Here is a 13453-nt window from a genome sequence, read left to right as displayed (position 1 = left end):
TGAACAGCCGTTCAACGAATCGCCGGACGCTTCATGCTCCGGCCGCGCCGCCCCACCACTTCATGGCGGCCGCACCCCAGCTCAGGCCGCCGCCGAAGCCCGCCAGCACGAGCTGCTGGCCGTCCCGCACCCGGCCGTCGCGCACGCCCTCGCACAGCGCCAGGGGCACGCTGGCGGAACTGGTGTTGCCGTAGCGGTCGAGGTTCACCACCGTGCGCGATAGAGGCAGGCCCAGGCGCTGCACCGCCGCCTCGATGATCCGCACGTTCGCCTGGTGCGGAATCAGCCAGTCGATGGCGCTGTCCGGCAGTCCGGCCCGGTGCATGGCGGCGTCGGCGCAGTCGCCCAGCATCCGCACCGCGAACTTGAAGACCTCGCGCCCGTTCTGCGTGAGGAACGCGCCCATCGCCGTGCCGCCCGGCAGTTCGCCGGCCACGCCGCGCAGGTACAGGCTCGGCCCGCCCGCCGCGTCCGCGCCGAGTTCGAAGGCCTGGAAGCCGTACCCGTCCGGCACCGGTCCGACGACCACCGCGCCCGCGCCGTCCCCGAACAGGATCGCGGTCGAGCGGTCCTGCGGATCGACCACGCGGCTCATCACCTCCGCGCCGACCACCAGCACGCGCTGGGCCACGCCGCCCGCGACCAGTCCATACGCGACGCTCAGGGCGTACACGAAGCCCGAGCACGCCACGCTGACGTCCAGCGCGGCCGCGCCTGCCAGACCCACCTCTCTCGCAATCAGGGCGGCGGTGCTGGGAAACATGGCGTCGGGACTGCTGGTCGCGCAGATGACCGCGTCCACGTCTGTCAGGCCGTCCGGTCGGTGGGCCAGCAGGTCGCGCACGGCCAGGATGCCGAGCGTGCTGGTCGTCTGCTCCGGGGCGGCGTAGCGGCGTTCGCGGATCCCGCTGCGCGACTCGATCCACTCGGCGGTGGTGTCCAGATGAGCCTCGAAATACGCGTTGGGCACGACGCGTTCGGGCACATATGCGCCCAGCGCCGTGATGCCGATGCCGGAGCGGAGGGGGCGGGAGCCGGTCATAGTCCGCACCCTAACATTCTTTGAACGGGCGTTCAATGAATTCGACTCACGAGAAGCCGGCCCGAGCAGTGGACAGCAGGCTTGCCGGAATCCGCATGGGTGACGTGGACTGGCTGGAACTCCCCTGGTCTGGGCGTGTTGTCCAGGAACCTGCTTTAAGATGCGTGACGGAGAGACTTCTTGCAGCCGCCCTTCCTGTCCCCAGCGCCGAGGAGGCACCATGGCCCGCGACATCGTCTTCACCTCCAGAGCTGCGCTGCCACCACCGACCTACAGCCAGGCGGTGAGAGCGGCCGGCCTGGTGTTCGTTTCGGGCACAGCACCCACGGATCCTGCGACAGGTGCGTTCAAGGGCACCACCATCCAGGAACAGACGCGACAGTGTCTGACCAATATCCAGACCATCTTGGAAGCCGCGGGCAGTTCCCTGGACAAGATCGTCAGTGTGACGGTCGTGCTGGCAGACGAAGACGACTTCGCCGGGATGAACGAGGAATGGCTGAGGTGGTTTCCATCGAATCCGCCGGCCCGTCAGGGGGCCAAGCTGCCGGCGCGCGTTCCGGGCCTGAGGGTCTCCATCGCCGCCATCGCTGAAGCCTGACCCTGCTCGCGGGCCGTGCCCGGTTGAACCAGGAGAGGCCGGGGCCGGCATTGCCGCCGCCTGCACAGTCACCCCGGCACCCTGGGCGAACCCGCCCCGCTGACGGCGAACAACCGAGCGGGGGCGCCGCCCCGCAGGACGCGCCCCCATGTTCCGCTCTCGCGGTTACTCTTCGGGCTTGGTGTCGTCGGTCTTGGCTTCTTCGCCCTGAGCGGCGTCAGACTGGGCGTCCTCAGCCTGCGCCGGGGCCGCGTACTCGCCGCCCTGGCCGAGCTGCGACAGCGCCTGCTGAAGCCCCTTCTCGCGCACCAGGCTGGTGTAGTACGAGTTGATGCCGTTGGGCCCGAGCTGCTTTTGCAGGGCCTGCGGCGTCAGGTTGTTCGACTGGGCCAGCATGGTCATGGTCTGGTTGAATTCGGCGTCGCTGACCTGCACCTTCAGGTCCTCGGCGAGCTGCTCCAGGGCCAGATCGCGCCGCACGCGGGACTCGGCGTTCTTGGCGAGGTCGGCCATGAAGTCGCCCAGCTTGTCCTGCTCCTTCATGAAGGCCTCGTACTCGCCCCACTTCACGCCCTGGCGGCCCAGGTCGTCCTTGATCTCCTCGAGCATCGCCTCGCGGCGGCGATCGAGCAGGGCCTGCGGGATGGCCACCTGCATGCCGTCCACGAGGTGGGTGATGAACTCCTCGCGGCGGGCGCTGTCGCCCTCCTGCGCGGCGCGGCGCTGGAGTTCGGCGCGCAGGTCGGTGCGCAGGCGCTCCATGGACTCGAAGTTCAGGCTGCCGGCGAACTCGTCACCGAGGTCCTGCAGCTGCTTGGTCTTGACGTCCACGACCTTCACGGTCACGGTGTGCGCCGGGTGCTCGTGGTCGCCGTGCTGATGGGCCGGCACGGTGATCTCCACGGTGTCGCCCTTGGTCTTGCCCAGCAGCGCCTCGCGCACGTGCGGTTCGGCCACGTCGAGGTACACGGGGTACGTGCCGCCGTCCTCGCCCTGCTCCTCGATGGTGACCTGGTCGGACGCCTCGATGGGCCGGTCGACGCTGTCAAAGGTGGCGTTGCGCTCCTGGAGGTCGCTGAGGGTGCGCTCGAGCACCTCGTCGGTGATCTCGGGGGCCGCGCTGGTGAGCTGCGCGCCCTTCCAGTCGCCGAGCTTCACTTCGGGGTAGGTCTCGCCGGTCACCCGGAACTCGAAGGCCTGACCGCTCGCGAGCGGCTGCGGATCGATGGTGGCGTCCACCAGGCTGAGCTTGAGTTCACGGGCTGCCTGGGTGTAGTGGGTCTGGAGCAGACGGTCGCGGACTTCCTGCTCGACGTAGCCCTTCCCGACACGGCTCTCGATGACCTTGCGGGGCGCCTTGCCCGGGCGGAAGCCGGGGACGCGCACGTCACGCGACAGTCCCGCCCACACCTGATCGTAGGCGCGGTTCACTTCGGCGGCGGGCACCGAGACCTTGAATTCCACTTTGTTGCCATCCCTGCTCATCAGCTCTGCCACGTTCTTCTCCCGTCTGCGCCCCGGTGTCCGCCCGTGTTCCACCTGGAAGTGGGCCGGTGCGGGGGACGCGCTTGCTTGTGCACGTTCTCAGTGCCCTGTGCCGTGCCGGGCGCGGTCACTCCACGCAGGAAGTGGGCGCGCGACATGCCGCCCAGCATCATAGTGCGTTTTCGCGCCGCGCGCACGTCCCCACCAGCCGCGGACGGCCATGCGAAATCCCCCCACCACGGCGGCGGGGGGACAGGGGCAGGGGCGCTCAGTTCAGGATGCGCTTGAGGTGCAGGTAGATCTCGTACCAGTCCTGCTTGTCGCGGGGACGCTTGCCGCGCAGTTCGATGCGCGACAGGGTGCGGACCCAGTCGGGCGTGATCTGCGGCCCCAGGGTGGCGTCGGCCACCAGGTCGGCCAGCCCCTTGGGCAGCGCGCCCTCGGTGCTGGCGCCGTAGAACTCGACGCCTTCGAGCAGGTCGTGCACCGTGATGGTGTACGCCCCGGCGAGGGTCTGGAGGGTCTCCAGGCTGGGGTTGGTGCGGCCACGTTCGAGGTCGCTGAGGTACGGGACGCTGATCCCGGCGGTCTCGGCGACGTCTTTGAGCCGCAGCCCGCGTTCACTACGGAGTTCGCGGAGTCGTTCGTGCAGTTTCATATGTCACCTCCTTGGCTGCGGCGTGGCCTCACCGCCCGGTTTGCCGCGCTGGGCGCGGATCGCGGGTGGCGTGCCGCCTGGGCTGCCGCTTCTGTCGGCGTTTGCCTGTGGGCAGAATCGGGCAGCCTTGGTCGGAGTGTAACACCGCCCGCCAGTACGGTCAAGACAGAATAAGGGGGTGAGAATTCTTGCATGTTCCCCCCCGCTCTGCTAGAATCGTAATCAGCAAAGGAATTTACCTCCCAACTGACCCTCTGTCCCCTCGCAGCCGCACGCGGCTGGAAGGAGTCTCACCATGCGCGCCCTGGACACCATCGCCGAGAGCATCCGGATCGGTTACGTGCACCCCACCAAAGTTCTGAACACCCTGATCGAGGTCGAAAACGAGGGCGGCCTGGGCGCCGTGCGCCGCATCGAGCGTCACCTGTCGCTGGGAGCGACCGCGCTGCGCGACCGCCAGCACCCCAACTCGGACACCGCGCAGCAGTGGCTGAACTCCACCCGCGCGTACCTGATCACCCAGGCGGAACGCAAGCAGGCCGTGTAAGCCGAGATCACCGTCGTCACGCCCGCAGGACGTCCCGCCCACGGACGTCCTGCGCCCGTCTCGGCCACCGACGGAGGGCCCGATGAACCCCGCCACCCCCACGCCCCCGGCCCGTCCCCCCACGCTGCCCACGCCGCGCCCCGCCGGTCCCGGACAGTGCCGCCCGCCCACCCCGGTCCGCGAACCGGCGATCCGGCTGCCATAGACACAGCGCAGAGGACCGAGCGCTTGAACGATCCGGCGCTCGGTCCTCTGCGCTTCGCTTCACTTCAGCCCGTAGATGTCCTCGTATTTCGCGTGCAGGTAGGCGACATAGGGGTCGGCGCTCAGCGGACGGCCCGTGGCGCGCTCGGTGAGTTCGCCGGGCGTGAGGCTGCGGCCGTACTGGTGGACATGCTCGGTCAGCCACGCCAGCAGCGGGCCATACTCCGCCTGCGCGACGCCTTCTGCGACGGCAGGATCACGCTGCGCGGCCTCCAGCAGCTGCACGCTCAGCAGGTTGCCCAGCGTGTAGGTAGGGAAGTACCCGATCAGGCCGGCAGACCAGTGGATGTCCTGCAGCACGCCCTGCGCGTCGTCCGGCGGCGTCACGCCCAGGTAGTCCTGCATCTTGGCGTTCCACGCCTCGGGCAGGTCCGCCACGTCCAGGGTGCCCTCCAGCAGCGCGAGTTCCAGCTCGAAGCGCAGCAGCGTGTGAAAGTTGTACGTGACCTCGTCGGCCTCCACGCGGATGGCGCTGGGCTGCACGCGGTTCACGGCGAGGTAGAGCGTACGCGCGTCCAGGCCGGCGGTGACCTCCGGCGCGGCCTGCTGGAGGGCCGGGAAGTAGCGCTCCCAGAAGGGCAGGCTGCGGCCCAGCAGGTTCTCGAACATGCGCGACTGGCTCTCGTGCACGCCCAGGCTCGCGCCGCGCGACACGGGCGTGCGCTCCCAGCGCTCCGAGACGCCGCGCTCGTACATGGCGTGCCCGGTCTCGTGCCACGTGCCGAACAGACAGGTGGGCCAGTAGTCCTGCACGCGGGTCGTGATCCGCAGGTCGCTGCGGCTGAAGTTCGACTGGAACGGGTGCGCGCTCTCGTCCTGCCGCGCGAAGTCGCTCCGCAGGCCGAACGCCCGCCCGGCGATGTCCCACGCGAAGGCCTTCTGGGCCTCATGCGGGAAGGGCCGCGTGAGCACCGAGTAGTCGGCGGCGTCCCCGGCGGCCGTGATGCGCCGCACCAGGGGCAGCGTCCGGTCGCGCAGGTCCGAGAACACGGCTCGCACCTGCGTGGCCCGCATCCCCGGCTCGTAAGCGTCCAGCAGCGCGTCGTACGGATGGTCGTCGAAGCCCAGCAGGTCCGCCTCGCGCCGCACGAGGTCCACCATCGTGCGCAGGTGCGGAGCGAAGGTCTGGAAGTCGCTGTGCTGCCGCGCCTCCAGCCATGCGTGGTGCGCCTCGTTCTGCGCGCGGGTCTTCTCCTCCACGAACGCGGTAGGCAGCTTCGTGGCCTTGCCGTGGTCGCGCCGGGCGACGCGCACAATGGCCTCCTCGTCCTGGCCGGTCGGACGGGCCTCCGCGAGCAACTCGCCGGTGCGCGCGTCCGTGAACAGCTCGTGCGCGAGGCCCGCCAGGGTCGAGAGTTGCAGGCCGCGCACGCGGGCCGCCTCGGGGGGCATCATCGTCTCCTGTTCCCAGGAGAGCAGGCTGGCGGCCGCACGGAGGTCGTTCACCTGTGCCAGGCGGCGGCGCAGGCCTTCCATGGATGAAGTGGTCATGGTGCCGAGCCTAACGCTCCGGCGCGGTCCTCCGCCATTCGGCGTATCCCTACTGCCAGCGTTCCCGGTCCTCGCCCGCCACGCCCAGCAGCAGCGGCCGCACCTCGCCGAGCAGGTACAGGCTGCCGCACACCAGCGCCAGCGGGGCGTCCAGGCCCGCCAGCGCGTCCAGCGCCTGTTCCGGCGAGTCCGTCACGGTGATGGGACAGTCCGGAAACAGTGGCGCCAGGCTGGCCGGCTCGGCAGCCCGCGGACTCAGCGCAGCGCGCGTCAGGATCACCTGCGACGCCAGCGGCGCCAGGGCCGCGGCCACGCCCACAACGTCCTTGTCGCCCGCCGCGCCGAACACGATGGGAAGGCGCTCCACGCCCAGCGCCCGCAGCGCTCCCGCGAGGGCGTGCGCGCCGGCCGGATTGTGCGCGCCGTCCAGCAGCACGCGCCCGCCGCGCCACGGCAGGGCCTCCAGCCGGCCCGGCCAGACGGTGGCCGCCGCGCCGCGGGCAATCGCGTCCGGACTCACGCCCAGCCGGATGGCAGCGGCCGCGGCCAGTGCCGCGTTGCGCGCGCCGTGCTCGCCCAGCAGCGGCGTGCGCAGCGCCACGGTCTGCCGGGGCACGCTGACCGTCACGTCCGAGCCCTCCCAGCCCAGGGCCTGCACCTGCACGCCGATGTGCCAGCCCAGCGCCCACACGTCCGCGCCCCGCTCCAGCAGGACGGGCAGCAGCCCCATGTCCACGCCCGTCACGGCTGGCCGCCCGGCGCGCAGGATGCCAGCCTTCTCGCTGGCGATGGCCTCGCGCGTGCTCCCCAAAATCTCGGTGTGGTCGAGGTCCACATTCGTGATCACACTGAGGTCCGGGTCAAGAGCGTTCGTGGAATCCAGGCGGCCACCCAGGCCGACCTCCATCACGGCCACCGTCACCCCGGCCTCGGCGAACAGCAGGGCACCCAGGGCCGTCACGATCTCAAAGAATGTCGCACCGACGTCCTCTGCCAGCGGACGCACCCGGGCCAGCGCTGCCGCCACCACGGTCTCCGGCAGTTCCGCACCGTCCACCATTAAGCGCTCGGTGAAGTGGGTCAGGTGGGGGCTGGTGAACAGGCCCACCCGCTGACCGTCCGCGCGCAGCATCGCGGCCAGACTCGCGGCGGTGCTGCCCTTACCGTTCGTGCCGCCGACCAACACCACCCGGAACGTGCCCTGAGGCTCGCCCAGCCGCGCGAGCAGCGCCCGCACACGCTCCAGGCCCGGCCGCACGCCGAAGCGTTGCCGGGCGAACAGCCAGGACAGGTCATCGCCGAAAGTCATGCCCGCCAGCATAGACGACGGGGCCGGACCCGCTCTGGCCCGGCCCCGTGCAGAACAGCTCAGTGCTGCGGCGCGAAGTGCTTCTCCAGGGTGGGCACGATCTGCTTCTTGCGGCTGATGCGCTCGCCCAGATCCGCCACGCTGTCCCGCGTGTCCACGCCAAACGCGGCCTGCACCACGGCCGCCTCAACATCACCGGGGACCAGGGTGCGGTTGGTCTCGTTCAGAATGTCCACCACGCTCAGCAGCACGCCGTCCAGGCCGTCCTGCGACTTCGCAGCCTGCATGGCGGCCAGCAGCTCCCCCTGCCGTCCAAATACGTACGCGGGGTTGGTCGTCTCGATCACGCCTAGACCCCAGCGCTGTGCCGGGTCACCAAAGGGAAAGACCTTGTAGTCCATCTTCAGGAGCTGCTCGGCGGGCGTGTCTCCCAGATCGCTCTTCGCTGCGAACATCGCCAGGGCATACGTCTCCACGTCACCGATTCCCGCGACAGGTGCGAGGAACGCCACAGCGTCACGGTCCTCCTGGGTGGTCGTCGGGCTGCGGAAGTGCAGGGTGTCACTCAGGATGGCACTCAGCATCAGCCGCGCGTCCACCGGCTCGACGCTCACGTTCGCCTCGCGGTGCAGCTTCCACAGCAGCGTGCCGGTGCAGCCGACCGCCTCGAAGCGCAGGTATGCGGGCGCGACCGTGGTCAGGTCGCCCAGCTTGTGGTGGTCCACCACATGCGTGACCGTCAGGTCCGCCAAGTTGGACACCGACTGGGCGCTCTCGTTGTGATCCACGAGGGCCACCGGCGAGCCCGCCTCCAGCTGGGGAAGGACCTCGGGCACCTCGATCCCCGCCTCACGGAGGACGAAGGGGGTCTCGAAGTTCAGGTCGCCCAGGCGGTACGCGCGCGCCGGCGTGCCCTGGCGGGTGAGCAGCCGGGCGTACACCAGCGCAGACGCGATGGCGTCGGTGTCGGGATTCAGGTGACCGAAGACAGGAAGCATGCGCCAAGTGTAGAACGCGCCTGTCCACGCAGGCCGCCACCCGCATAGGCACAGCCGGAGCACCGACAAGCAAAAACCCCCGCCGAAGCGGGGGCTCTTGCCGGGTCAGGTTTAGAAGCTGACCTTGTAGTTGATCTTGAAGACCGAGCCCGAGGCGGTGGGCTGGACGGCGGCGCCGCTGGCGTTGTCCGTGAGGGACAGCGTGCCGTAGCCGTAGCCGACCGACAGGTCGTAGTAGTTGCCTTCCACGTACAGCAGGTTCTGCTGGACGGTGGCGCCGGTGTTGCTGTCCGCGAAGCGGCCGGCCAGGTCGCTGCCGCCGTTCACGACGTTGGTCGTGTAGGCGTAGGGCTGGTACACACGGTTCTGGCCGCGGTAGCCGGCGTAGTACACGGCCAGCTTGGTGTTCGGGAGCAGGAAGTCATTGAACTTCACGCCCGCCAGGTACTTCAGACCAGTCGCGGTGTAATCCGTGCTGGTGCTGCTGGCGTCGTAGTCGTAGGCGCGGCTGTAGTAGCCGAACTGACCCTCGAAGCTGGGCTTGAAGATGATGTCCAGCGGATCGGTCATGGCCTTGACGCCCACCGCGAAGGCAGTGCTGTTCGCAGCGGTGTTGTCGGTCGCCTGGTCGGCGTAGCGATCCACCCCGACGGCACCCTTGACGTCCACCTGCACCGGCCCCAGCTTCTTGCCGTACAGCACGTCGCCGAAGATGTAGCTGTTGGAGTAGGCGGCCGTGGCATTGCGGTAGCGGCTGGCGTAACCGATGCGGAAGGACAGATCCTTGACCAGGGCGTTGGCGTCCTTGCCGTTGTGGGTCAGGTCCGCACCGAACTCGCTGTAGCAGTAGGAGTCCGCAAAGCTGTTCTGGGTGAAGGTCAGCGCGCGGCCCACACCGTCGACATCGGTGCTCTTGATGCCGGGGTGCTGATCGCCACAGCCGCTCTGGTCGGTGAAGTCGTTACCCGTCAGCGGGAAGTAGCTGTTGTACTTGCCGTTCGCGAACAGGCCACCGTCGTTCTGGGCCTTGGTGCCGTTGATAGTCAGGTTGCGGTAGTACGCGCCGATGCCGATACCCAGGCCCGGGGTCACGTCCACGCGCACGTTGTAACGCACGCCGTTCTCGCCGTCGTACGGAGCGCCCAGGCCAGCGGTGGGGCCAGCCAGATACTCGTTGTAGCCACCGCGCAGGGTCACGAGGTTGAACAGGCTGACCTTGGCGTACGCGCCACGGTCAACAATGGCCGTGGGGTCCGTGGCGGTGTCAAAGGGGCTGCTACCGAAGGCGACCTGGTTGTCCCAGTACCCGCCGATCGAGATCGGGCCCAGCGTGCCAGCGACCTTGACGCCGAAGCCGGTCTGATCTGCCGCGTAGGGAGCGGTGCTGCCATTGTCGGTATCGGTCGGATCGGCTTCGCTGATGCCAGCGACCTTGTCGTAGCCGGCGCTGATGGAGCGGTAGTTCAGGGTGTACACCTTGACCGGGCCGAGGCTGCCGGCGGTCTTGGCGTAGAACGCGCTCTCGGGGCTGGTGACGCCCGCGTCGGTCACGCGGCTCATGGCGTATTCGCTGTCGAGCTGCCAGCCGGCCACAGTACCGTGCAGGTCCGCGCCGAAAGCAGTGACGTCCGAGGGGCCGGCTGCGCCGAGCGCCGCACCGGAGTAGTCGAGGCCTTCCTGGAGCACGTGCACGCCGGCCTTCAGGGTGCCGACAGGCGTGATGGTGGCACGCACGCCACGGTAGTACTGGTAGTCGCCGTTGGCGCCGCCGCGGCTGCCGTACACGAACTGCAGCGTGGGCTTGAATGCGCCGATCACCGGCACGGTGCTGCCGTCGATGTTGACGTTGAAGCCGTCGCCACGGCCGGTCTTGTCGTTGTCACCGATGTAGTCCGCGAAGTGGAACTTCAGGGCCTGACCGAAGGTCACGGTGATGGGCGCGTTGCCGACCGTGAAGTACGCGGTGGCGTTGTTGAAGTAGAAGAACAGCGGGCGGTAGGTGATGCCGCTGTCGGTGTCGGTCACATCAGGGTAGTTGGCGTAGTCGGCCGCGCTGATGTAGTCGGAGTCCGGCAGGCCGGCGCGGATGCCGAAGCTGATATCGACGGCGTTCACGTTCAGGGAGCCGGCGCTGGGCACGTACGCGCCGGTCACTGCGCTCTTGGAGGAGCTGAACTTGTTGCCGCTGTTGCTGAAGTCGATGCTGAAGTCGATGGAGGTGCTGCCCTCGACGTTCACGGACACAGCGCTCGGCGTGGCGCTCTCGACCGTGCCCGGGGTGAGCGGGTTGCCGTCGGCGTCCACCTGGACCGTGGTGCTGAACCCGTAGAAGTTCAGGGCCGTCGGCGCGTTGTTGGCGGCGGCGTTGCCGATGGCGACGCGGCTGCCGGTCATGTCGGCGTAGTCGCGGGGCGCATCGCTGGTGTCGGCGTCGCCGTCGTCACCCGTGCTGAACACGGTGCCGGGCAGCAGGCGGTCGAAGTCCATGTTGCGCGCGCTGCGGGCCACGTAGTACGTGGCGCTCAGGCTGGGCTTGATCGAGAAGGCGTACTTCTCGAGCTGCGTGACGCGGTTGTCCAGGCTCGTGACCTTGGTTTCCACGGTGCTCACGCGGCCGGACAGGGCGTCGAAGTCGGCGCGCTGCACCAGGTCGGCCTGGGCGGCCTCGACGGCGCTGACGCGGTCCTGCAGGTTCAGGATGTCCTGGTTCAGCAGGACGGTCAGGTCGTTCAGGGCAGCGATGGAGCTGGCGTTGTCGTCGACGTCGGCACGCAGGGTGTCGTAGTCGTCGGCGCGGGTGGTCAGCTCGTCGATCTGGGACTGCAGGTTGGCCAGCGCCTCGGCGTCGCCCTGGCTGGAGGCGATCTCTTCGACGCGGTTCTCCAGGCGGGTGAAGTCGTCCTTGCTGACGGCGTTGTCTTCCAGGTCGCTGACGCGCACGCCCAGGGCGGCGAGGTCGGCGGCGAGTTCCTGGATGGCGTTCTGCAGCGCGGCGAGGGTGTCGGCGTCGATGCTGCTGGCCGGGGTTTCACCGGTGCGGATCTGGTCCAGCAGGCGGGCGATGATGACGGCCGCTTCGTAGCGCGTCAGGTTCTGGGTGCCGCGGTAGGTGCCGTCGGGGTAGCCCAGGATGATGCCGCGGCTGACCAGCTTGTCGATCGCGTCCTTGGCCCAGTGACCGGCGGGCACGTCGGTCAGGTTGGGTACCTGGGGCGCGCTGGCAGGAGCTTCCGTTTGGGCGGAAGCCATGCCGAACGACAGCGCGGCGGTGAGGATGAGCAGGCTTTTCTTCATATGGAACCCCCAAAAGATGTCGCGCGCGGGGAACAGTTCGGTGACCCTGGGCAAGACGGTGGGGCGAGTTGCCGGGTTTCCTCTCCCGGTCCTGTCCGCGCCACTTCGTGCTCCGTTCGCGCAACCTGACCCTCAAACCCTGATGGGTCCTAAATAGTCAGATCAGACGGATGATACTCATATGAGCACAGGATGGTCAACCCTGAGATGCCCATAAATTCGCCATTTTTCGCCACATGGTGCTTACCTGACCAATCGATGAAGGCCAGCGACGCGTGCAGACCCCACATGCCAAGCTGCAGCAGACCCTGTGACATATCCCCAAAAAGCTGTCAGAGGGGGCGCGCGCCAGTCTCGATGGCCTGCGAGAACCAATCGGGAATGGAGCCCTTGAAGTACCGTCGGGCCCACGTGGTCGCCCAACTCTGCAGCGCTCCAGCTGAGATGGCCTGCCGGGCCTCCTCGACAAGTCGGTGCAGATAACGCAGGTTGTGCAGGGACAGCATGCGCGGCCCCAGCATCTCCTCGGCACGTACCAGGTGCGCCAGGTAGGCCCGGCTGTAGTGCCGGCAGGCGTAACAGTCGCACTCCGGATCGATGGGTCCCAGCTCGGAGCGCGGCGCGCTGGAGTTCATGTTCAGCCGGCCGTCGTGGGTCAGGGCATAGCCGAACCGGCCCGTGCGGGTCGGGTACACGCAGTCGAACATGTCGACTCCCAGCGCGATCCCGGCCACCAGGTCCTCCGGGTGCCCCACGCCCATCAGATACCGTGGTCGGTCGTCCGGCAGGCGCTGGGCCGTGAAGGCCACGGCCGGGTACATCTCCTCCTTACTCTCCCCGACGGCCAGTCCACCAATGGCGAGGCCCGGCGTGTGGAAGGGCAGGGTCAGCTCCAGGCTGCGCTCGCGCAGGTCAAGGTGAATGCCGCCCTGCACGATGGCGAACAGGGCCTGTTCCGGACGGGACTTCACGGTCAGGCAGCGCTCCAACCAGCGGACGGTGCGCTCCAGGCTGCTCCCGATGTACTCCCGCTCGGCCGGGAAGGGAGGACACTCGTCGAAGGCCATGATCACGTCCGCTCCCAGCGCTTCCTGCACCTCGACGCTGCGTTCGGGCGAGAGGTCCACCATGCGCCCGTCCACATGGCTCTTGAACACCACGCCCTCCTCCGTGATCTTGCGCATGTGCCCCAGGCTCATCACCTGAAAGCCGCCGGAATCCGTCAGAAAGGGGCCAGGGTACGCGGTAAAGCCCGGTAGGCCGCCGTGCGCCTTCACAAGCCCCTCGCCGGGCCGCAGCATCAGGTGATAGGTGTTCGCCAGGATCATCTGCGAGGAGATGTCCAGCAGTTCCTGCGGGCTCACACCCTTGACAGTGCCCTGCGTGCCGACCGGCATGAACATGGGCGTGGTGACGGTCCCGCGCGGCGTGTGAAACTGCGCGACCCTGGCCCGACCGTCGCGGGACTCGACCTGAAATTCAAACATCAGGGCATTCTGCCGCATAGCACCTGATCTCTGTGCCGAGCCGCTCGAGTGAGTTTGCACAACAACAAGAACCCCCCTCGTGTGAGGGGGGTTCCTACAAATTGGAGCGGGAGACGAGATTCGAACTCGCGACATCTACCTTGGCAAGGTAGTGCTCTACCAGCTGAGCTACTCCCGCAATAAAAAAAACCCCCGCACTGACCGACTTTTCCGGGCTGCTGCCAGCCGAGTATCATTGGCGCGGACTCGTTTCACGACCCAGTTCGGCATGGGATGG

At 68.1% G+C, this 13453-nt stretch carries 10 protein-coding genes, 1 tRNA gene and 1 rRNA gene; 2 read left to right on the top strand and 10 right to left on the bottom strand.

Translation table 11 applies throughout. From position 1 onward, the window contains the following. Window positions 1–31: 31 nt before the first annotated feature. Complete coding sequence (locus HNQ07_RS21760) at window positions 32–1042, bottom strand: beta-ketoacyl-ACP synthase III (RefSeq protein WP_184115760.1); 1011 nt, start codon at window positions 1040–1042, stop codon at window positions 32–34. Window positions 1043–1262: 220 nt separating this feature from the next. Between HNQ07_RS21760 and HNQ07_RS21755 the strand changes: the two genes are divergently transcribed. Continuing rightward, entirely contained in the window at window positions 1263–1643 is a 381-nt protein-coding gene (locus HNQ07_RS21755; RefSeq protein WP_184115759.1) for a RidA family protein, read from the top strand. A 165-nt stretch (window positions 1644–1808) separates the two neighbouring features. Here the strand turns inward: HNQ07_RS21755 and tig are convergent, their stop codons facing one another. Then, the gene (gene tig / locus HNQ07_RS21750; protein ID WP_184115758.1) at window positions 1809–3140 is read right to left on the bottom strand and encodes a trigger factor; all 1332 of its coding nucleotides are present in this window, start codon (window positions 3138–3140) and stop codon (window positions 1809–1811) included. A gap of 256 nt (window positions 3141–3396) precedes the next feature. Further along, entirely contained in the window at window positions 3397–3786 is a 390-nt protein-coding gene (gene relB, locus HNQ07_RS21745; protein WP_184115757.1) for a type II toxin-antitoxin system RelB family anti-toxin, read from the bottom strand. A 295-nt stretch (window positions 3787–4081) separates the two neighbouring features. Here relB and HNQ07_RS21740 point away from each other — a divergent pair, with 295 nt between their 5' ends. Then, window positions 4082–4333: a hypothetical protein gene (locus HNQ07_RS21740; RefSeq protein WP_184115755.1), complete on the top strand. Its 252-nt coding sequence runs from the start codon at window positions 4082–4084 to the stop codon at window positions 4331–4333. 264 nt (window positions 4334–4597) lie between these two features. Here the strand turns inward: HNQ07_RS21740 and HNQ07_RS21735 are convergent, their stop codons facing one another. The 7 genes from HNQ07_RS21735 to rrf all read right to left on the bottom strand — a co-directional run. Next, window positions 4598–6088: a carboxypeptidase M32 gene (locus HNQ07_RS21735; RefSeq protein ID WP_184115753.1), complete on the bottom strand. Its 1491-nt coding sequence runs from the start codon at window positions 6086–6088 to the stop codon at window positions 4598–4600. A 49-nt stretch (window positions 6089–6137) separates the two neighbouring features. Continuing rightward, window positions 6138–7397: a bifunctional folylpolyglutamate synthase/dihydrofolate synthase gene (locus HNQ07_RS21730; RefSeq protein WP_184115751.1), complete on the bottom strand. Its 1260-nt coding sequence runs from the start codon at window positions 7395–7397 to the stop codon at window positions 6138–6140. Between the two features lie 59 nt (window positions 7398–7456). Next, window positions 7457–8395, bottom strand: a complete 939-nt coding sequence (locus HNQ07_RS21725; protein ID WP_184115749.1) for a manganese-dependent inorganic pyrophosphatase — start codon at window positions 8393–8395, stop codon at window positions 7457–7459. 111 nt (window positions 8396–8506) lie between these two features. Continuing rightward, entirely contained in the window at window positions 8507–11689 is a 3183-nt protein-coding gene (locus HNQ07_RS21720; protein WP_184115747.1) for an S-layer homology domain-containing protein, read from the bottom strand. A 332-nt stretch (window positions 11690–12021) separates the two neighbouring features. Beyond that, the gene (tgt, locus tag HNQ07_RS21715; protein WP_184115745.1) at window positions 12022–13176 is read right to left on the bottom strand and encodes a tRNA guanosine(34) transglycosylase Tgt; all 1155 of its coding nucleotides are present in this window, start codon (window positions 13174–13176) and stop codon (window positions 12022–12024) included. Window positions 13177–13278: 102 nt separating this feature from the next. Further along, window positions 13279–13354 (bottom strand) — tRNA-Gly (locus HNQ07_RS21710). An 11-nt stretch (window positions 13355–13365) separates the two neighbouring features. Next, a 5S ribosomal RNA gene (gene rrf / locus HNQ07_RS24570) occupies window positions 13366–13453 on the bottom strand; the annotation flags it as partial.

Origin of the sequence: Deinococcus metalli (assembly GCF_014201805.1) — a bacterium.
Lineage (GTDB): Bacteria > Deinococcota > Deinococci > Deinococcales > Deinococcaceae > Deinococcus > Deinococcus metalli.
The sequence above is the reverse complement of the archived record's forward strand: the minus strand, read 5'-3'. Positions and strand labels throughout refer to the sequence as shown.